Genomic DNA, 20,288 nt, shown 5'->3' on the forward strand with positions numbered 1-20,288 from the left:
TTCTTCTAGCGGCGAAACCTCTAATAAATCAGGCTGCCATCACATCTCATTTTTCATTCAATAAAAAACGGCATGACCTGCGCCATCAGCGCTTCGGGTGCTTCTTCCGGAATATAGTGACCGCAGTCGAGGGCCTTGCCGGTGACGTTTTTGGTGAGTAGCCGCCATTCGTTGAGAGGATCGAAACACTTTTCGATGACGCCATGCGCGCCCCACAAAACTAACGTATCGCACTGAATTTTCTTGCCGTCGGCGAGATCCTTACGTTCGTGTTCAAGGTCAATGCTGGCGCTGGCGCGATAGTCTTCGCAAATGCCGTGAATGGTGGCTGGATCACTCAGACAACGCAGGTATTCAGCATACGCCTCCGGCGTAAATGGTCCGAGACCTGCGCTGCGTGCGCCGATGGTGTGCTCTAAATAGGCTTCGGGATGCGCGCCGAGTAGTATTTCGGGAAAGGGAGCGGGCCTGATTAAAAAGAACCAATGATAGTAAGTGCTGGCAAATTCCATCGTAGTTTTTTCATACATTGCCAGCGTCGGCGCAATGTCCAGCAAAACCAGTTTGAGAATCGCATCAGGATGGTCAAGTGCCATACGGTACGCAACGCGTCCGCCGCGGTCATGTCCCATGAGTAAAAATTGCTTGAAACCTAACGTTTTCATTAAGTCAATTTGATCCTGGCCGACGGTGCGCTTGGAATAATTGCTGTGATCAGCCAATCCGACTGGCTTGCCGCTATCGCCGTAGCCGCGCAAATCAGCAGCAATTACGGTGAAGTGTTGCGCAAGTTGTTGTGCCACTTTATGCCAGATCACATGCGTTTGTGGATGGCCGTGCAACAAAAGCAACGCTGGTCCGTTGCCTCCGCGAACATAATTTATGTGCGTACCGTTGACCTCAGCGACGTGACGTTCAAATCCTGTAAACATGGTGTTTCTCCTCTTTATATTTGGATGAATTGTATAGCGCTTCTGTTGTTAATATTTCATTACAATCTGTCTTTAAAAGCCGGAAGTGGAGTGACGCCGACTTTTTGTCGCATCTTCCCGCACCGCGGCACAACTAAAGGCACACTGACATTAGCTTAACCGGTGTCAGTTAAACCTTTCAGTAACACTGGCAAACGCTATTAGATCATCCAATAGAAACAAAGCAGCTTCAACTTGCATCTTGATAAGTCGCAACCTATACTCGGCGGGTAGCAATAGCTTTAGGTGTTTTGCGTGCAGTCGTGCGTAAAATTAAACGGGAAGTCGGTGCGTGCCCAGGCATTAATCCGACGCTGCCCCCGCAACGGTAAGCGAGTAAAAAGTTTGCAGTACGCCACTGTGCCAACGCATGGGAAGGCGCGAACTTCGAAGTCTGTCAGCAGATTTCACCTCGTGAGCCCGGATACCGGCCTAAAGTGTTATGCAGTTTGTGTCGCGGCGGGCGATTCAGATGGATTGCCTTGCCTTCCTGTGCACCCCGTCTTGTATTTCCTCGTCTTTTGCTGTCGCGCTTTCTGCATTCTTGCTGCACCTTTATGCCTTCCTGGTCACACTCCGTTCTGGTGCGGAGGCCGTGTGCCAGTCATATCGTTGTAAGTTATAAAAAAGGAAGATCGCTATGGCAATATCCTCAACTGGTCTTATTGATCACATTGTTACGGCAGCCCCTGCCGCCACCTGGAAAGATCGCGTTATTCCAGCATTGCTGAGTGCAATAGTCGGTCTATTGCTGGTTTACGCGATGGGGTTTTCTCACAACATGACATTGCATAATGCGGCGCATGACGGTCGTCATTCGGCTGGATTCCCATGTCATTGAGCGGGACTAACACTGGTGATTTTTTAGCAATAAAGCCGGGGGTTAAGCGCTTTATATCGTCAGTTCTGCTGGCTGGATTATTCGCCGGATTGGTACTCACCGCGGTGCAAAAAATACAAGTAACGCCGATTATTGCTCAGGCGGAAGTTTACGAGGAAGCGGCTGCACATGCGGCTGCAATCAAACCAGCGTCAGCGATAGCAAGCCTGCCTCCAGCGTCATCGGTGTCAACGTTGCCACCTTCCGCGACAGAGCATCATCACGAGGCGCAGGAATGGGAGCCGACCAACGGCATCGAGCGCACGCTTTATACCGTGATGGCAAACGTGACGATGGCGGTCGGTTTTGCACTCTTATTGGGTGCAGCGATTTTGCTACGTGGTGGCATTAGCGGTTGGCAAGAGGGATTGTTGTGGGGACTTGCCGGATATGTCGTCGTATTTGTTGCCCCTTCACTTGGCCTTGCCCCCGAAGTGCCGGGGACGCAAGCTGCGCCATTACTTGACCGGCAATTGTGGTGGACTGCTACAGCGACGCTGACAGCCATTTCTTTGGCTCTCCTCGTTTTTGGGCGTCATTGGTCGTTGAAATTGCTCGCGGTAATGTTGATTTTGACGCCGCATTTATTGGGTGCGCCAGAGCCGCAGATACACGGCGGTGCAGCGCCAGCTGAGTTAGCGAGGGCGTTTATTGTCGCAACAGCGATTGCAAACGGCCTATTTTGGCTTGCTTTGGGAGGCGCTTTCGGCTTTTTGAACCGTCAATTTGGCGACCCCAAAGGCTAAATTTATCGCAAAAAAAGTAGCAGTCGAGCAAGTGTATTACGTAATATTACGTTTTATTTTTGACCGTGATGCAATTAAATGGAACTAGCTGATTGTGGATATGTTTGATGGATCAATTGCTGTTTTTATGTGCAATTTTTGATTCCTCTCATTCTTAACAATCATCATAGTCCTTCTATGAAATAACTGCACTAGCTGTTGTATGTTCCAAAGAAAAGCTTATGAGAACCCATTCCCGACACATTTTTATGTGTACCGGCCCACGTTGTACTGAAGATGGTGTGCGTGCTGAAGCCATGTTCGGCATTCTTGGCGCTGCCATTGATGCACGGCCGGAGTTGCGCGTTAAGCGCACGCGCACCCACTGTATGGTTGCCTGCAAAAATCAAGGCCCGTTGGCGTTGGTCTATCCGGAAGGAATATGGTATCGCTGCGAAGATGCGACCGCTATTGAGCGCATCGTCACCGAGCATCTTGAAAACGGTCGTGAAGTGACTGATCTGGTGTTTCATCGACTTGGCAGCGGCGACGTCGCAGCAGAGGAAGAAACCGATGTCTGACGCGCAACAGCATTCGTCTGGTTCATCCATCGCCTTGCTGACGCACACGGCCAATGATTTGACGGTACTGCACAGCGCGATGAGTCAGTTGCCGCAGGATTTTTCGCGAGTGACCGGAATCAACCTGCAAACGCTAGATAAAGAATCTCACATCGCTGATCTGTTGTCGGGTGATCTGGCTGGCACGCGGATTATTATTTTGCGTGTGTTGGGACGATTGGGAGGCGTGCCGGGTTTTAACGAACTACTACGCCATGCACGTGACAATGGTTGTTATCTGATTGCCATCAGTGGCACGGGTGAGCCCGATCCTGAACTCGCCGCCGTCTCGACCGTCTCTTCAGCCGTGGCAGAGCAAGCGTTGTCTTATTTTCATGCCGGTGGCAGTGTCAACCTCGCGCAGTTGTTGCGCTACCTTTCGGATCATCTGATGTTGACCGGGTTCGGCTATCTACCAGCGCAACCTTTGCCGGACCATGGCATCTATCACCCCGATCTGGCGGAGGGCGCGACGACAGCCGATTGGTTGGTTGAGCACTCGGCACAGGATAAATGCGATCGTCCGGGTGTTGGCATCGTGTTTTATCGCGCCCATTGGATGAGTGGCAACACGCGCTTTATTGACGCGATGATCGCGGCACTGGAACAACGCGGCATGAACGTTTTGCCGGTGTTTACATCCTCGTTGCGCAGCGGCGCCGATGGTGAATCTAACTTGCCGACCGCGTTGCGGTATTTCACGGCAGACGGAAAAAGTGGTAAACGGGGGGGGAAATCAGCGCTAATCGATGTGTTGATCAACACCACCGCGTTTGCCATGGGCGAGATTACCCCGGGCGGACCGACTCCCGCCGGATGGTCGGTATCGGTGCTGGAACAACTTAACGTTCCCGTGTTGCAAGCGATCACCAGCGGCATGACGCAAGATCAGTGGCAACAATCTGCGCGGGGTATGAACCCGCTAGATGCGGCGATGAACGTGGTTTTGCCAGAGTTTGATGGCCGTATCATTACCGTCCCCATTTCTTTTAAGACCAAAGCTGCCAGCGCCGCTGGTCAGATGATGGAATATGCACCGGTGCCGGATCGCATCGCCAGAGTGGCGGGACTGGCACAGCGATTTGCGCGCCTGAAACATACGCCAAACGCGAATAAGCGCGTGGCATTTATTTTTACCAATGCCAATAGCAAAGCCGCCCAAATCGGCAACGCGGTCGGCCTTGATGCGCCCGCCTCATTGATGGCAATTCTGCGCGCCATGCAAGCGCGGGGTTATCAGACCGGTGAACTACCGGATAACGGCACCGCCTTGATTCATGACCTAATTGATCGCTGCGCGTACGACAATACCTATCTCACCGAACAGCAGTTACGCAACGCGGTTGGGCGCGTTCCGGCCGCACAATATGCGCAGTGGCTGGCCGATTTGCCGCCAGAAATGCAAGCGCGCATGGTCGCCCAATGGGGCGCAGCACCCGGTGCGGCCTATGTGCACGACGATCACGTAGTGTTAGCAGGAATCGCGTTAGGCAATACCTTTGTCGCATTGCAGCCGCCGCGTGGTTACGGCATGGACCCGGACGCGATCTATCATCAGCCGGACTTACCGCCGACGCATCACTATTACGCGTTGTATCGCTGGCTGCGTGACACATGGCGCGCCGATGCGATCGTCCATGTCGGCAAGCACGGCACGCTGGAATGGTTGCCCGGCAAAGGTGTTGGCTTGTCGGAAAATTGCTTTCCCGATGCGCTGCTCGCTGATATGCCCTTGTTCTACCCGTTCATTATTAACGACCCGGGCGAGGGTGCACAGGCCAAACGGCGCGCACACGCGGTCGTTGTCGATCACCTGACACCACCGATGACCACCGCCGACACATACGGCGCATTGGCCCAGTTGACGCAATTGGTGGATGAGTATTATCAGGTCGAAGTACTGGACCCCAGCAAGTTGCCGCTGTTGCAGCAACAAATTTGGGAACTGGTCAAACAGACCAATCTCGATTCTGATTTACAGGCAAGATTGCTGCACCACGATCATGACCACGACCACGACCACGGTCATGACCACGACCACGGTCATGGAAACGGCGCACACGATCACCATGATCCTGAAGCAGAACATGATCATCCCCATGCTCACGACGACAAACTACCCGCCGCGCTCAGTACGTTGGACGGTGCGGGGGTTGCGCATCTAATCGAAGATCTGGACGGTTATCTGTGCGAACTTGGCGCGGCCCAAATTCGCGACGGATTGCATATTCTCGGCGAGCGTCCAGCCGATAATCAGTTAGTAGACATGCTGGTTTCGCTGGTAAGACTACCTAATCAGGATGTGCCGGGCTTGCAGGAAGAAATCGCCAAACTCTTTGGCTTGAGCATGGATATGTTGCTCGACAACAAAGGTCGTCGTCTAAACGCCGATCCCGCGCTGGCACGTTTGGCGCAGTGCGCTATTGTGACCCGCGCCGATGCCTTGGATGCGATTGATGTGTTATGTCGCCAACTGTTCGTCGCACTGCAAGAAAAAGCCTTCTCCACAGACGCCATCGAACCGGTTTTGACCGCGTTATTCGGCGGCGTCGCGGGCGCGGAAGCTGCCACTCAGCCGTTAATGCAACCGACCCTCGTTGTCACTGCGGTACGTCCTTTCAGCATGTTATCTCAGGCAAAAAAGTTTCAGATCAACAGCAGCGTTGCGCGACCAGCTAACAAGATTGCGCCCGCATCGCTCAGCTCATCCCAAGCGACCGAGCGCTTTGTAGGATTGCGTCGGGTCATCACCTTCGCCTGTACCAATTTAGTCCCCAATCTGGCCCGTGCGACAGACGAAATCGATAATCTGCTCAATGGTCTCGATGGTGGCTATATTCCGGCCGGTCCGAGTGGATCGCCGACGCGAGGCATGGCGCACATACTGCCGACCGGGCGCAATTTCTATTCCGTCGATCCTCGCAGCGTACCTTCGCAATCGGCCTGGCGCGTGGGTCAGCAACTGGCGAATGAGGTCCTAAGCAGACATCTGCGCGAAACCGGCGCCTATCCCGAAAGTGTCGCCATCAGCACCTGGGGAACCAGCGCGATGCGTACCCATGGCGATGACGTAGCGCAGATTTTGGCGCTGCTTGGCGTGCGTCCGCTGTGGCGTCCGGAAAACCGTCAACTCACTGGCGTCGAGGTGATTCCGCTAGATCAACTCAAGCGCCCCCGTATCGATGTGACGACGCGTATCAGCGGTTTCTTTCGGGATGCGTTTCCGCAGTTGATTACACTCATTGATGACGCGGTGAACGCCGTGTTGATATTGGATGAGCCACTGACGCACAATTTTATCCGCAAACATTATCTGAACGAACTCGACGGCTGGCTCGGCAAGGGCATGCAAGAGACCGAAGCCAAACGGCGCGCTACGTATCGGATTTTCGGTGCCAAACCGGGCAGTTACGGTGCGGGAATTCTGCCGCTTATTCAGGAAAAAAACTGGCAGGCCGATACCGACTTTGCCGAAGCTTACGTCAACTGGGGTGGTTACGCGTATGGGCGTGAGGCGCAAGGGATCGATGAGCGCGACGCCTTCAGTGTGCGTTTATCCGGCGTACAGGTTGCATTGCATAATCAGGATAATCGTGAACACGATATTTTTGACAGTGATGATTACTTACAATTTCACGGCGGCATGATTGCGACCATTCGCGCCCTTACCGGCACGCAGCCCAAGCATTATTTTGGCGATAGTCACGATCCGGCCAGAGCGCAAGTGCGGGACCTGAAAGAAGAAACGCTGCGCGTATTCCGCTCACGGGTAGTGAACCCAAAATGGCTTGCCAGCATACAGCGGCATGGCTATAAAGGTGGTCTGGAACTGACCGCAACCGTTGATTATTTGTTTGGTTACGATGCCACCGCGCAGGTCATGGACGACTGGATGTACGAAGAGGTTGCCAGCACTTACGGCTTCGATCCAACCATGCAACAGTTTTTACAGGAGGCCAATCCATGGGCGCAAAATGCCATCGCCGAACGCCTGTTGGAAGCGGCCAGCCGAGGCATGTGGGCAGCGCCAAAACCGGAAACACTGGACGCATTACGGGAGCTGTATCTGCGCAGCGAAACGCTACTGGAAGCGCGGGGCGAAACCCCGCGTGCTGGCTGATGCCAAAATGAAGTCACATCGAGCTGGGATGTAAGCGTTCATGTGAGCGCGCATTTGAGTGCGTTAGTCCATGTAGAAAGGTCCAGCAACGTTGCTGGATTCGGATAAATAAGTATAGAGCTATGACAATATTGAATTTTCCTTTTTCCGCCATTGTCGACCAACCGCAGTTGAAGACCGCGTTGCTGCTGTGCGCGATCGACCCGACCCTTGGCGGTGTGTTGATTCGCGGCGACAAAGGCACCGCAAAAAGTACCGCCGCACGTGCCTTGCCAGCGATTCTGCCGCGCATTGAGCGGACCGTGGGATGTGCCTTTAACTGCCGCCCCGATGAGCCGTCAAGTTTATGCGATGCGTGTATCGATTCGGCTCGGACAGTTACGTCGGCGAGCGTACCGTTTGTGACCTTGCCGCTGGGTGCAACCGAAGATCGTGTCCTCGGCACGCTGGACTTGCAACGCGCATTGAAGGGTGACGCACGTACTTTTCAACCGGGTTTGCTGGCCGCCGCACATCGTGGAATTCTCTATATTGACGAGGTCAACTTGCTGGCCGATCATCTGGTCGATGTATTGCTTGATGTGGCAGCGATGGGCGTCAATTCGGTACAACGGGAAGGTCTTTCGGTCACGCATCCGGCGCGTCTGACGTTGATTGGCACGATGAATCTGGAGGAGGGAGACTTGCGACCGCAATTGCTGGATCGTTTTGGTCTCATGGTTGAGGTGTTCGCGCCGCGCGACAAAACACTTCGGTCAGAAGTAGTACGGCGTCGTATCCGGTATGAAGCCGATCCGACCGCCTTTTCTACACTCTGGTCGGTACAGCAAACAGCTTTGCTAGCCCAACTCACCGCTGCCCAAAAATTGCTGCCAACGGTCGAAATGAGCGATGCATTACTGGATCTGATCAGCCATCTTTGCTGCGAGTTTGAGGTTGCCAGTTTGCGTGCAGACATTGTTATGCACAAGGCGGCACGTGCATTGGCTGCGCTGGAAGGGCGCACAAGTGTCACGCCCGAGGATATCCGTCAGGCCGCGCAACTGGTATTGCCGCATCGTCGTCGTCGCAAGCCTTTTGAGCAGCCGGGTTTGGATCAAAATAAGCTTGATGAGTTGATGCAACAGACCACGGCACCTGATTTGCCATCGCCATCATCCAACGATGCATCAGAACATAATCCGGATCAGCAGGATGACACGGGAGACGACACGGGAAAATCGAACGACGCCGAACAGCATCAGGTATTTTCCATCGCCGCAGCCGCCAACGCCCGCCAACTCTCGATCTCCGGTATCAATGCCCACGGTGCAGCAGTCGTTGCCGGTCGCCGTAGCGACATTCAAGATGCTTCGCAAGGACGTATGGTGCGCAGTATTCCTGATCCGCATCCGCGTAGTCTGGCGATTGCCGCAACGTTGCGCTCTGCCGCGCTAAGAGATCCGCAAGACTTTCAAGTGACGAAGCAAGATTTGCATGCGCAGGTCCGGGTGGGGAAAACGGCGAATCTTATTTTGTTTGTGGTCGATGCTTCCGGTTCCATGGCAGCACAACGTCGCATGGAGGCACTCAAGGGGGCGGTATTCAGCTTATTGACAGACGCTTATCAGCGCCGCGATGAAGTCGCCGTTATCACTTTTGGCGGCCAGTCCGCGCAATTGTTACTGGCACCCACGCGCGGGATTGATCTTGCTGAAATTAGTTTGCGTGAACTTCCCACCGGTGGTCGCACGCCTTTACCACACGCTTTGCAGTTGGCTTGCGAACTATTGCAACGACGCGCACAACAAAGCACAGCGGCAACCCCATTGCTGGTAATTCTCAGTGATGGCAAAGCCAACGTTGCGTTAACCACCGGCGGCGATCCATGGCGCGAGACCCTCGAATTGGCCGCACAACTGTTTGATAATGGCATTGCAGCGCTGGTGCTGGATACGGAAGATGGCTATTTGCGTCTGGGCCGAGCGGCGCAATTGGCCGAAGCGTTAGGTGCTGAATGCCTGACGTTGGAGCAACTCACTGCCGATAATCTGGCGTTGACGATTAGGGCGCGCATGCAATAAAAAGAGCGTGAAAAATCGTCACCGTCATCGTCATCCTCTTGATGACTGTTTATTTTATTTATGCTGTTTTGTATTGAAAGTTTTTTATGATCATCTGTATCGGCGCCGGTCCCGGCGACATTGGCTATCTCACACAGCGTGGCGCAGAATTGATTCGTGCTGCGGATGTCGTGGCGGGGTTTGATGCGGTCGTTAATGTTATCCAGAGCATCATTCCAGCGACTGCCGAAGTGGTCCTCATGAATTATCGTGATCAGGTCGCGCAACTGGATCTGGTGGCCAAAGCGCATCACGAAGGTAAACGCTGCGTCGTGGTGTTTATGGGCGATATTCACTTTAGCGGTTTTCAGTATCTGGAACGGGTTGAGCGTGCTTGCGGTCATCCTGTGGAGACTTTGCCAGGTATTTCATCGGCACAAATACTGGCTTCGCGTGCGAAGGTTTGTTTTGACGAAACCACGTTCATTACCTTCCATCGACGTGGCGATTTGACGCCGTTCAAGCGTCATCTGGTGCACGTGCTTCAGGATGCGCGCAATGCGATTGTTATTCCGTGTCCATGGGATGCCGCCCGTTCGTTTATGCCGCCGCATATTGCGACTTATTTGCTGGAGCAAGGTATTGATCCACAACATCCAACCGAAGTCTGGGAAAATCTGACACGCGCCGAGGCCGAGTGGCATGGCACGTTGGCAGAATGCGCACACAAGACGTTCAGCGACATGAGTATTATGTTGATACGGACGTTGGCACCGATGGATAGCCAGATCGAAGCGGCACCGGAGGCCAAATGAACCTTGCGCCTCCAGCATCCTCAGTCAGCGGCTTTGGCATCGTCATCGCCGGTCACGGTAGTCGCGATCCCGACGCCGTGCGCGAATTCGAGGCCTTGGTCACGTTGGTTCGCGCACGTGCGCCGCAGCATGCGGTGTCACATGGTTATCTGGAGTTTTCCAGCCCGACTATCGGTGATGCACTTGTTGCGGCAGTCAGTGCCAATGTGGCCGCAGGATCGACGCAGATAGCGGTCGTACCAGCCGTGTTACTGGCTGCGCGCCATGCCAAGAACGACATGCCCGCCGAAGTGCTGGCGATGGCGCGCGATTATCCGGCCATTGATTTTCACTTCGGTGCGCCGTTGAATTTACATCCGCAATTGTTGCAGCTGGCGCAAGAGCGCATCATCGCTGCCGAGGCCACATCCACCCAGACCATCCGTCGATCTGATACGTGTCTGGTGTTGGTGGGGCGCGGCACGACTGATCCTGATGCTAATAGTGAAGTTTCCAAACTGGCGCGGATGCTGGAAGAAGGCATGGGTTTCGGTAGCGCTATGGTGTGCTACTCAGGGACCGCCAAGCCACTTGTTGCGGATGGCCTCCGCGCTGCCGCACAGTTGGGATTCGCACGGCTTGTAGTGCTGCCTTTCTTCTTGTTTGATGGTGTATTGGTGAAGCGTATTTACGCCGCCGTGGACGATCTGCAGCACCGCGAGCCGAATGTGGATATCGTGAAAGCCGGGTATTTCGGTGCACATCAACACGTCGCCGATGTCATTATCGAACGGGCGCGTGAGGCGGTCGCAGGCCGCGCCGATATGAACTGTAGCTTGTGCAAATATCGGGTGCAAATTGTTGGCTTTGAAGAGCAAGTCGGCGAACCACAGCGCGCCCACCATTTGCTGGTGCGCGGGTTGCTCGAAAAAGAGCTGCAAACTATGGCGGAGCCGACGACAGCGGTAGCAATGCCGTATGTGCCGCATCCAATTGAAGCCGAAAGTTTTCGCATCATCGCGGCAGGGCGTGACTGGTCGGCATTTCCTGCTGCGCATCTCACGGTGCTACAACGTCTGGTGCATACCAGCGGCGATTTTAATGCGGTCGATGATATTTTTGTGTCGGCGGGTGCGGTTGAAACCGGGATTCGTGCTTTATTGCGCTGCAAGCAAATTGTCACGGATGTGACCATGGTGCAGACCGGATTGAAACGCGCTTTGCTGGAACAGCTCGGTATCGAAACCTGGTGCGGCGTCCATGATCGGGAGACCCATTTACTATCCGCTGCGCAAGGCATCACGCGCTCGGCGGCAGGTATGCGGCGTGCGTTTGAAAAGTTTGGTAATGACATCGTGTTAGCGATTGGTGATGCGCCTACCGCGATCATGGAAGTGACGCGGTTAATTCGTGATCACGGTTGGCGACCACAATTGGTGATTGGTTTACCGGTCGGCTTTGTGGGAACCCGCGAGAGTAAAGAGGATTTGCGCCGCTGTTTGCAAGTGCCACGCATTACGAATAGCGGCACGCGCGGGGGATCGCCGTGGGCCGCAAGCGTGGTCAATGGTCTGATGATCGACGCGCAGAATCAGCTTGCCGGGTATGTACCCGTCTGACGCATCTGCACCGGATGCCGAACGCGCCGAGTTCGATCTCGGCGTGTTGGCACCAAATGGTCTGAAGCGTGGACGCACAACCGGCAGTTGTGCAACGGCGGCAGTCACGGCGGCTTTGCGGTTGATGTTACACGGCGAAAAAGTACAGGAAGTTGACGTTTTTTTGCCAGACGGTAAGCATTTTTTGATCGTGCCGATTATGAAAGTTTGCTGGGTTGATGATGACGCGCAAGAAACCGTTCGGGCTGAAGTATTAAAAGATGGCGGCGACGATCCTGATAGCACGCATGGGGCGACAATCTTCGCCGAAGTGCGACGTAATGCGATTGGTGAAGTGCGGTTTTTTGCGGGTGAAGGTGTTGGTACTGCAACACAACCGGGTTTGCGCGTCGCAGTCGGTGAACCGGCGATCAATCCTGTGCCGCGCGCGATGATGCGGCAAGCAGTGGCGATGCAATTGCAAGGTTTGGCGAACATCGTCGTAGCGGATGCAGGCTTCGATCTTACCATCGGCTGCATGAACGGCGCAGAGATTGCGCGCAAGACTTTCAATCCCCGATTGGGGATTATCGGTGGCATCTCAATTTTGGGAACCTCGGGCATTGTAGAGCCGATGTCGATGGCGTCCTGGATCGCCTCCATCGAAGTATATGTACGCGTGGCGCTGGCTGGCGACGCAGACAGCGTGGCGTTTTTGCCCGGCAAGATCGGGCGTGAGTTTGCTAAAGACGTATTGGGTTTGCCGGAAAAACGTGCGGTACAGATCGCCAATTTTCTAGGCGACTCACTGGATTTTACGCAAACTGCGCTGGAAGAAGAAGGTCGCCGATTGTCGGTGTTATGGCTAGCTGGACATCCGGGCAAGCTGGCAAAGGTGTTGGATGGTGTCTGGGATACCCATTCCAGTAAAAGCAATATGGCCATGGGCGTAGTGGCACGCGTGGCGGCAGAGCGCGGTTATCCGGCTGCTTTGGTGGAGGAGCTGGCGAACGCCAACACAGTGGAAGCGGCAATGGAACGGTTAAAGGGCGCAGCGACTGCGCATGATGCGCAAGCGTTGTGGATGGATATGGAACGACGGATTGCTGTCTGCGCACAAAGTCGCGTGCCAGCGGTAGATCGGGTCGAAGTGCGCTTGTTTGATTTACACGGCAATGCTTTAGGGCAGCGCGATGCGTGAATGTGGATTGCAGGAGTCAAGTTTGACCGAATTAAAGGTGACTAAAATTAGTAAAGAAAATAACCTCGGCACTTTCTGGGGCGTTGGTGTCGGGCCGGGACCATCAGGATATCTGCCATTGGCAGCGCTGGAAGTTCTACAAAAAGCGGATTTGATTTACGCGCCACGTGCACGAAGTGCGGATACTTCGGTGGCGTTGCAATGTCTGGCTGGGATCGAACTAGGGCTTGAACCTGGATCGCCGCGTTTGCGCGAGATTGAATTTAATATGGACCCGGATCGCAATGTGCTGAGCGAGCATTATGCGCAACTGGCAGACGCTATTGCCATGGAGCTTCGGGCCGGTCGCAATGTGGCGTATCTGACCATTGGCGACACCATGACTTATTCGACTTATGGTTATGTATTGGCTGCATTGCTGACACGATTGCCGCATTTGCCGCATCGCACCTTTCCGGGGATTACCAGTTATGCCGCTGCCGCTGCCGCACTGGGTTGGCCGCTTGGAGAAGGTAAGGAGCGCACGTTGATCTTGCCATGCCCGGAAGATGCCGCGGCTTTGCGTCAGGAGATCGACACGCATGATGTCGTGGTGTTGATGAAAGTCGGCGCACGTCTACCGTGGGTGTTGGCCTTATTGCGTGACATGGGTATCGCTGAACATTGCGCCTTTGCGCGGCGGATTGGCCTTTCGGGCGAATTGATCGCAGCAGACGTGACCACGCTATCGGCGACCGAAGCGATGGGATATCTGGCGACGCTGCTGATTCGCAAAACACCGAGAGAAACTAGATAGTATGGAGAAGAGATAGTATGAAAGTTTACTTCATTGGTGCTGGTCCGGGCGCACCTGATTTGATTACCTTACGCGGTGCCAATTTGTTGGGTAAAGTTGGCATGGTGATGTACGCGGGATCGCTGGTTCCGACCGCGATGTTGCAGCATTGTCGCGCCGATGCGGAACTGTTAGACACGGCGACGCTTGATTTGGAACAGCAGCAAGCCTGTTATCAGCGTGCGCTTGAAAACAATTGCGACGTTGCGCGATTACATTCCGGTGATCCAGCGATTTATGGTGCCACTGCGGAACAGATGCGGCGGCTGGAGGCATTAGGAATCGATTACGAGATCGTGCCCGGTGTGTCCTCGTTCACTGCTGCGGCGGCGATGGTGCAATCAGAGCTCACCAAACCGGAAGTGTCGCAAACAGTGATTTTGACGCGGGTATCGGGACGTGCCTCGGCGGTGCCGGAGGCCGAAGCTATTGCCAAGCTGGCAGAGCATCGCGCCACTATGTGTATTTTCTTGTCGGGTCCGCATCTGAAGAAAATTGTGACCGATTTGCGTTTGCACTATCCCGCTGATACGCCAGTGAAACTGGTCTATCGGGCGACCTGGCCGGAACAGAAAATTTACGAAGGGACGCTCGCGACCGTGCTGGCAGAAACCAAACGCGGCAGCTGGAACCTGACCACGATGATGTTGGTGGGCGCAGCGTTGGGTCACGGCGAGCAGGTTGAATCAAGCTTGTATTCGAAGGAGTTTACGCATCTGTTCCGCGTGGTAAAGAAGGGAAAAAAGAAAGCCAACAAGAAAGTAGATCAGCAAGTGGACGAGGACGTCGGACAGCAGGTGTCCGTTGAGTAAATCTGCCGACAGTTCTCTGGGCATCTGGTTAGTTCGTGCAGAGGCGGAACCGTTGGCTGCGGTGTTGCAATCGCATTTGGGTGGTGTGTGCTATCGACCTTGGCTGACATCCGTGGATACACTCGCCGAAATACCTGCCACCACTCAAAATAGTAATCAGAAGAAACTATTTGAGACGCACTATCGTCAACATTATCAATGGATTTTCATGGGCGCAACGGGTATCGCCGTGCGTTTTTTAGACGGATTGCCACAAGATAAACTGAGTGATCCAGCAATGGTGGTTGTGGATGAGGCCGGCCGATTTGCGATATCGCTGTTGGCTGGGCATGAAGGCGGTGCCAATCAACTTGCCTATCGCGTCGCTGCGGCGATTGGCGCGACGCCTGTGATCACCACCGCGACCGAGGCGATCAAGCCGCTCGTTGTTGGCGTTGGTTGTCGCAAAGATGTCTCGGCTGAGCAGATAGCCGCGGCTGTGTTGCTGGCATTGGGTCCGCGCAGTTTGGCGGAAGTAAGAGAAATTGCGACGGTTGATCTGAAAGCGAACGAACCTGGTTTGCTCGCATTTTGTCATCAGCATGCTTTGCCATTACGCATTTTTTCGCATGCAACGGTGGCGTCCCGCGCATGGGTTTCTCAAACATCGGCATGGGTACAACAGAATGTTGGGTTAGATGGCGTGTGCGAACCATGTGCCTTGATTGCTGCGCCGCGTGGTGCATTGATCGTACCGAAGACGGCGCTCAATGGCGTGGCGGTAGCGGTAGTGGAAGATCAGTTAATAAAAACCTACACATCGTAATGTAGCAAAGATGCAATAAAAAGAAGTTGAATCCGAAGGAGTAAAGAGAAATGACGGGTGTCTTGAATTTGGTATCGGTTGGACCTGGCTTTGCCGATCTGATCATTCCGCGTGCCGAAACGGCTTTGCGTGAAAGTAGCGTGATCGTTGCCTATGAGTTGTATCTGCGCTGGATTGCGCCGTGGATTGTCGGCAAAGAAATCCATACGCCGCCGCTGACGCAGGAGCGTGAACGCGCATTGCTAGCCATCGAAAAGGCGCGTGCTGGCGCGACCGTGGCGCTGATTTCCAGCGGCGATATCGGCATTTACGCGATGGCCGCACTGGCCTATGACGAAATCCGCGAAGACGATACTTTTACCGTCAACGTGATTCCCGGCGTCACTTCAGCCAACGCGTGTGCATCGTTGTTGGGTTCTCCGCTATCGCATGATTTTGCGACGCTGAGTTTGTCGGATTTGTTATGTCCTTGGGATTGGATCGAGCAACGCGCAAGCCACATCGCGCAGGCCGATCTGGCCTGTGTATTGTATAACGTGCAGAGCGCAGGACGGCAGGAAGGCGTTTATCGGATTCTCAATTTGATGCTGGAATTCAAAGCGCCGACAACGCTATGCGGCGTGGTCAAGAATGCTTATCGGCCCGGGCAAGAAGTCGCCATTTATTCGCTGCAAGAGTTGCTGACGCTTAAGTTTGACATGCTGACCACGATAGTGATCGGCAATCGATTTACGCAGCGCAAGCGCGGACAGATTTTTACGCCGCGTGGCTACAATGACTGGCGTGCGCCGGAAACAGAAGATGCGCGCAAGAGCGATAACAATACGGGCGTGGATAGCGGCGTCACTTTCCCCAAGGAGGCGACGTGGGTGTTTTCCGGCACTAGTGACGGTAACGCGTTGGCTAGTTTGCTGGCGGCTGACGGTAAGCCGGTAGTAGTTTCTGCCGCGACGGAATATGGCGGCGAGGTAGCGTTGCAAGATTGCCCGGGACTAATCGTCTGGGCGGGACGACAAGGGGTTGAGGCGCGTCGGCAAGCGCTGGTTAACAGTCGCGCCCGGGTCTTGGTGGACGCGACGCATCCCTATGCCAATCTGATTTCCGAACAGTTGATGCGCCTGTCGCAAGAATTGGGTATTCCTTACCTGCGCTATGAACGGCCGGGCGGGTTGACGGATGCGTTAGCAACGGCTGTCGCCAGACCGGAAAAAGCCATAGTGTGCGCAACGATGGAAGAAGCTGCGGAACGTGCTATGGCAATTGGCAAGCGGATTTTTTTGGCGACCGGTTCGAAGGATTTGGGTAGTTTTTTGCAAGCGCCTGACGCACAGAACACACAATGGTTCGCTCGCGTTACGCCTGAACCTGAAAATATTCAACGCGCCATTGATCTTGGTATGCCACGCAGTCATATCTGCGCGATGCAAGGCCCATTTTCGCAAGACTTCAATCAGGCATTGTGGCGTGACTGGCGCATTGATTGTGTGGTCACCAAAGACTCGGGCGAAGCGGGTGGGTATCAAGCTAAGGTGGATGCCGCCGCCGCGCTGGGGATTCCGTTGCTGGTAGTTCAGCGGCCAATTATGTCTTATCCTTTTACGGCGACAACTTTTGATGCAGTGCAAGTGCAGCTTCAGCAGTGGGATGCGGTATTTTCAACGCCATGATGAATGCAGATAACCATAGTCATTGCATGAGGACGCCATAATGCAGCCACCGATTCCTGTCACCATCGTTACGGGCTTTCTCGGCTCGGGAAAAACCACGTTGTTGAGTGGACTGGTGAAGCGACGTAATCGACGCCGCTTGGCGTTGCTGATCAATGAATTCGGTGAGATGGCGGTAGACGGTGTCTTGATGCGCGAAGTTGTTGATGGTAGCGATGGCGGTGATGATCACATCCGTATCCATGACTTTGCGCATGGTCTGATCGCGTATGGCAATGATGCGCAATTTATCCCTGCCATGCTGCAGATTGCCGAGCGCCGTGCCAACGTCGATCATGTGCTGATTGAGACGTCGGGTCTGGCATTGCCGACGGCTGTGATGGAATTGTTGCAAGGGCCGGAACTGGTCGCGACCTTTGTGCTGGATGCGACATTAGCGGTCGTCGACACCCCGTTATTATTGGACGATGCGTTTGAGTATGGCGCGGATGAGGTGGCAACGAGATTAAAAAGCGCATCAGCCAATGACTCGATTGCGACGCTCTTTGACCAGCAACTGGCCTATGCCGATGTGGTGGTGTTGAACAAAATAGATGGACTCGATGAGGGCGCTTTGCTGCTTGCAGAAAGCCGTGTGCGTGCACGTGCACCGAATGTACGTTTTCTGGAGTTAGCTTTTAACGCGCAACTCGATATTCGCCTTGCGTTAGGGTTGCGTTTGCATCAGGCCAAAGAACTGGCGCACAGCCATACTTATTCCCCGATCAGTCGTATGCCGGAGTCGGATGCGACGGTGTTGCCACACCAAAATCGGCTGAACGGCCATGTGCATTCTGGCATGGCGGCACACAGCCACGGTCTTGCCACGCATAAACATTTTCATGAGCAGGACCCGGGCTGGATGTCTTTCACCCTTCGCAGCACGGGCGAGCAATCGGCCGATCAGCTAAAAACGGCTGTAATCGCGGTATCACGCGCAACGCCCATCCTGCGAAGTAAGGGCTTTATTCGTAACAAGAGTTCTACGTCTACCTTGCTATTGCAGGGTGTGCGTACACGCGTCACCGTGACTGAAATGGCGCGTGCTGAAATAAATACAGCATCGACTCAGCAGTCTGAGCTGGTCTTTATTGGTTATCACTTGCGTCGCGCGCAGGTGGCGGCGTTATTGTCCGACTTGACCGGTACTGTCTGGAAATAATGGCGTTAGCAGACGCAAAATAGAAGTTACAGAATACGGAGAAAATACAATGAAAACCGACGAAGCATCCCATAAGCGTATGACCCAGCGGCATAAGGAAGGCTTTGAAAAAAAGAAGGCCGCCGCACAAAAAGAAAAAGGCCTGTTGATCGTCAACACTGGCACGGGCAAGGGAAAGTCCACTGCTGCTTTTGGCATGGGGATGCGTATCCTCGGTCATGGCATGAAGTTGGGCGTGGTGCAGTTTATTAAAGGCGCGCTGGAAAGTGCCGAGCGCACTATTCTGGGCGGACACGAAAATTGTGATTTCCATGTCGTCGGCCATGGCTACACGTGGGATACGCAAGATCGTGACGCCGACATGAAAACCGCAGCGGTTGGCTGGGCCGAAGCGGTGCGGATGATACAAGATCCATCGTACGATATGGTGATTCTGGATGAGCTGAATATTGTGTTGCGATATCAGTATCTGGAATTAGCCGAAGTACTCGCCGTATTCGCCGCCCGACGCGAGATGTTACATATCGTCGTCACCGGTCGGCATGCCTCGGATGCGCTGATTGAGGCCGCCGATCTGGTGACGGAATTCCGTCCGGTAAAGCATCCCTATCAAACGCAGGGAATCAAGGCGCAAAAAGGCGTTGAGTTTTAACTATGTCTGATTCTGTGATTCGCTTCCCCGATGCGCCGCAACATCAAGTGCCGCACCATCGGGTGCCGGCCCTCTTTATCAGCGCGCCCGCTTCGCATCACGGCAAAACAACCGTGACCGCTGCGTTGGCGAGGTATCACACATTGCGTGGATTGCGGGTACGTGTGTTTAAGACTGGTCCGGATTTTCTCGATCCCATGTTGCTGGCGCTGGCGGCTGGCGGTGGTCATTCGGCGTATCAGCTTGATCTGTGGATGGCTGGGGAAGAAGCTTGCAGAAAGATGGTCTGGGATGCAGCGCAGGATGCTGACCTGATCTTGATTGAGGGTGTGATGGGGCTGTTCGATGGTCAGCCTAGTAGCGCAGATTTAGCCGTTCTGCTGGGCGTTCCCATACTGGCGGTGATTGATGCTACCGGCATGGCGCAGACCTTTGGTGCGGTGGCGTATGGTTTGGCACATTTTCGCAAGGATGTGCCGTTTGCTGGCGTGCTGGCTAATGCTGTTGCCAGTGCGCGGCACGCAGAGATGTTGCAAGAAGGGTTGCGTCCGGATTTGAACATCCCGTATTTTGGCGCTTTGTTACGCGGAAAAGATTTCGCGTTGCCAGAGCGCCATCTGGGCTTGGTGCAAGCGGCAGAAGTGGTTGATCTGTATGCGCGGCTTGATCGGGCGGCGGAGGGGATCGGCAATACCAAATTGGCAGACTTGCCGCCGGCAGTCACATTTGAGCGATCCCAGGTCGATGATCTTTTACCGGCTTTGACCACACCATTGTGTGGCGTACGAATAGGTATCGCGCAGGATGCTGCATTTTCTTTTCTCTATCCTGCCAATCTGGATTGCTTGCGCGAGATGGGCGCAACGTTACATTTTTTCTCACCACTATCCGATCACAGTCTGCCCGATGTTGATAGTCTGTATTTCCCCGGTGGTTACCCAGAGCTTCATCTGCAATCGCTGCAAGACAACCAATCCATGAAGGCGGCCTTGAGAGAGCATCACGCCAACGACAAACCGATTTTCGCCGAATGCGGTGGCATGTTATATCTTCTCGAATCGTTGACCGATAAAGCAGGTAAGCGGGCCAACATGGTCGGTTTGCTGCGCGGTCACGCTATTATGCAAGGGCGCTTGCAAGGGCTTGGTTATCAGTCTGCGGCAATGCCGGGCGGTGTTTTGCGTGCACACACTTTTCATCATTCGGTGATCGAGACGGAGATGATCCCGATTGCGCGTGGTGAACGACTGCATAATACCTCTGCGGGAGAAAAGATATTTCAGCAAGGTCATCTCGTTGCCAGTTATTTACATTGTTATTTTCCGTCCAACCCTGTTGCGGCCGCGCAGCTATTTTTGCCATAAA

The 20,288-nt window shown here is 54.1% G+C and carries 16 protein-coding genes and 1 riboswitch; of the genes, 15 read left to right on the plus strand and 1 reads right to left on the minus strand.

Annotation, left to right across the window (positions count from 1 at the left end):
* Nucleotides 1-53: 53 nt before the first annotated feature.
* Nucleotides 54-932, minus strand: coding sequence for an alpha/beta fold hydrolase (locus ACXX82_RS11255; RefSeq protein ID WP_458562929.1), 879 nt, complete (start codon nt 930-932; stop codon nt 54-56).
* Between the two features lie 266 nt (nt 933-1,198).
* A riboswitch (cobalamin riboswitch) is annotated at nt 1,199-1,421 on the plus strand.
* Between the two features lie 190 nt (nt 1,422-1,611).
* Here ACXX82_RS11255 and ACXX82_RS11260 point away from each other — a divergent pair.
* The 15 genes from ACXX82_RS11260 (at nt 1,612) to ACXX82_RS11330 (ending at nt 20,287) form a co-directional block, all read left to right on the plus strand.
* Nucleotides 1,612-1,812, plus strand: coding sequence for a CbtB domain-containing protein (locus ACXX82_RS11260; RefSeq protein WP_322234693.1), 201 nt, complete (start codon nt 1,612-1,614; stop codon nt 1,810-1,812).
* Nucleotides 1,803-2,597: a CbtA family protein gene (locus ACXX82_RS11265; protein WP_458562930.1), complete on the plus strand. Its 795-nt coding sequence runs from the start codon at nt 1,803-1,805 to the stop codon at nt 2,595-2,597. Before ACXX82_RS11260 ends, ACXX82_RS11265 begins: the two co-directional genes overlap by 10 nt.
* A 221-nt stretch (nt 2,598-2,818) precedes the next feature.
* A complete protein-coding gene (locus ACXX82_RS11270; protein WP_458562931.1) occupies nt 2,819-3,157 on the plus strand; it encodes a (2Fe-2S) ferredoxin domain-containing protein in 339 nt (112 codons plus the stop codon).
* Nucleotides 3,150-7,316 (plus strand): cobaltochelatase subunit CobN, encoded by a 4,167-nt coding sequence (locus ACXX82_RS11275; RefSeq protein WP_458562932.1) that lies wholly within the window; start codon nt 3,150-3,152, stop codon nt 7,314-7,316. The genes ACXX82_RS11270 and ACXX82_RS11275 overlap by 8 nt, the downstream gene beginning before the upstream one ends.
* A 122-nt stretch (nt 7,317-7,438) precedes the next feature.
* Nucleotides 7,439-9,379: a putative cobaltochelatase gene (locus ACXX82_RS11280; protein WP_458562933.1), complete on the plus strand. Its 1,941-nt coding sequence runs from the start codon at nt 7,439-7,441 to the stop codon at nt 9,377-9,379.
* Nucleotides 9,380-9,465: 86 nt separating this feature from the next.
* Entirely contained in the window at nt 9,466-10,173 is a 708-nt protein-coding gene (locus ACXX82_RS11285; RefSeq protein ID WP_458562934.1) for a cobalt-precorrin-7 (C(5))-methyltransferase, read from the plus strand.
* Nucleotides 10,170-11,771 (plus strand): precorrin-8X methylmutase, encoded by a 1,602-nt coding sequence (locus ACXX82_RS11290; RefSeq protein WP_323506281.1) that lies wholly within the window; start codon nt 10,170-10,172, stop codon nt 11,769-11,771. The genes ACXX82_RS11285 and ACXX82_RS11290 overlap by 4 nt, the downstream gene beginning before the upstream one ends.
* Complete coding sequence (cbiD, locus tag ACXX82_RS11295; RefSeq protein ID WP_322234707.1) at nt 11,758-12,951, plus strand: cobalt-precorrin-5B (C(1))-methyltransferase CbiD; 1,194 nt, start codon at nt 11,758-11,760, stop codon at nt 12,949-12,951. The genes ACXX82_RS11290 and cbiD overlap by 14 nt, the downstream gene beginning before the upstream one ends.
* A 22-nt stretch (nt 12,952-12,973) precedes the next feature.
* A complete protein-coding gene (cobI, locus tag ACXX82_RS11300) occupies nt 12,974-13,747 on the plus strand; it encodes a precorrin-2 C(20)-methyltransferase (RefSeq protein ID WP_322234709.1) in 774 nt (257 codons plus the stop codon).
* Nucleotides 13,748-13,764: 17 nt separating this feature from the next.
* Nucleotides 13,765-14,598: a precorrin-4 C(11)-methyltransferase gene (gene cobM, locus ACXX82_RS11305; RefSeq protein WP_323506279.1), complete on the plus strand. Its 834-nt coding sequence runs from the start codon at nt 13,765-13,767 to the stop codon at nt 14,596-14,598.
* Nucleotides 14,591-15,403 (plus strand): cobalamin biosynthesis protein, encoded by an 813-nt coding sequence (locus tag ACXX82_RS11310; protein WP_322234713.1) that lies wholly within the window; start codon nt 14,591-14,593, stop codon nt 15,401-15,403. Before cobM ends, ACXX82_RS11310 begins: the two co-directional genes overlap by 8 nt.
* A 50-nt stretch (nt 15,404-15,453) precedes the next feature.
* Nucleotides 15,454-17,070, plus strand: a complete 1,617-nt coding sequence (gene cobJ / locus ACXX82_RS11315) for a precorrin-3B C(17)-methyltransferase (RefSeq protein ID WP_322234715.1) — start codon at nt 15,454-15,456, stop codon at nt 17,068-17,070.
* A gap of 40 nt (nt 17,071-17,110) precedes the next feature.
* Nucleotides 17,111-18,271, plus strand: a complete 1,161-nt coding sequence (locus ACXX82_RS11320) for a CobW family GTP-binding protein (protein WP_458562935.1) — start codon at nt 17,111-17,113, stop codon at nt 18,269-18,271.
* 49 nt (nt 18,272-18,320) lie between these two features.
* Nucleotides 18,321-18,923, plus strand: coding sequence for a cob(I)yrinic acid a,c-diamide adenosyltransferase (gene cobO / locus ACXX82_RS11325; protein ID WP_458562936.1), 603 nt, complete (start codon nt 18,321-18,323; stop codon nt 18,921-18,923).
* Between the two features lie 2 nt (nt 18,924-18,925).
* On the plus strand, nt 18,926-20,287 hold the full coding sequence (locus ACXX82_RS11330) for a cobyrinic acid a,c-diamide synthase CobB (protein WP_458562937.1): 1,362 nt from the start codon (nt 18,926-18,928) through the stop codon (nt 20,285-20,287).
* The last annotated feature ends 1 nt before the right edge of the window (nt 20,288 follow it).

The organism is Glaciimonas sp. GNP009 (assembly GCF_054343755.1).

Coding starts and splice junctions, on each gene's coding strand:
- ACXX82_RS11255 (WP_458562929.1), bottom strand. CDS start 932: ATGTTTACAGGATTTGAACGTCACGTCGCTGAGGTCAACGGTACGCAC.
- ACXX82_RS11260 (WP_322234693.1), top strand. CDS start 1,612: ATGGCAATATCCTCAACTGGTCTTATTGATCACATTGTTACGGCAGCC.
- ACXX82_RS11265 (WP_458562930.1), top strand. CDS start 1,803: ATGTCATTGAGCGGGACTAACACTGGTGATTTTTTAGCAATAAAGCCG.
- ACXX82_RS11270 (WP_458562931.1), top strand. CDS start 2,819: ATGAGAACCCATTCCCGACACATTTTTATGTGTACCGGCCCACGTTGT.
- ACXX82_RS11275 (WP_458562932.1), top strand. CDS start 3,150: ATGTCTGACGCGCAACAGCATTCGTCTGGTTCATCCATCGCCTTGCTG.
- ACXX82_RS11280 (WP_458562933.1), top strand. CDS start 7,439: ATGACAATATTGAATTTTCCTTTTTCCGCCATTGTCGACCAACCGCAG.
- ACXX82_RS11285 (WP_458562934.1), top strand. CDS start 9,466: ATGATCATCTGTATCGGCGCCGGTCCCGGCGACATTGGCTATCTCACA.
- ACXX82_RS11290 (WP_323506281.1), top strand. CDS start 10,170: ATGAACCTTGCGCCTCCAGCATCCTCAGTCAGCGGCTTTGGCATCGTC.
- cbiD (WP_322234707.1), top strand. CDS start 11,758: ATGTACCCGTCTGACGCATCTGCACCGGATGCCGAACGCGCCGAGTTC.
- cobM (WP_323506279.1), top strand. CDS start 13,765: ATGAAAGTTTACTTCATTGGTGCTGGTCCGGGCGCACCTGATTTGATT.
- cobJ (WP_322234715.1), top strand. CDS start 15,454: ATGACGGGTGTCTTGAATTTGGTATCGGTTGGACCTGGCTTTGCCGAT.
- ACXX82_RS11320 (WP_458562935.1), top strand. CDS start 17,111: ATGCAGCCACCGATTCCTGTCACCATCGTTACGGGCTTTCTCGGCTCG.
- cobO (WP_458562936.1), top strand. CDS start 18,321: ATGAAAACCGACGAAGCATCCCATAAGCGTATGACCCAGCGGCATAAG.
- ACXX82_RS11330 (WP_458562937.1), top strand. CDS start 18,926: ATGTCTGATTCTGTGATTCGCTTCCCCGATGCGCCGCAACATCAAGTG.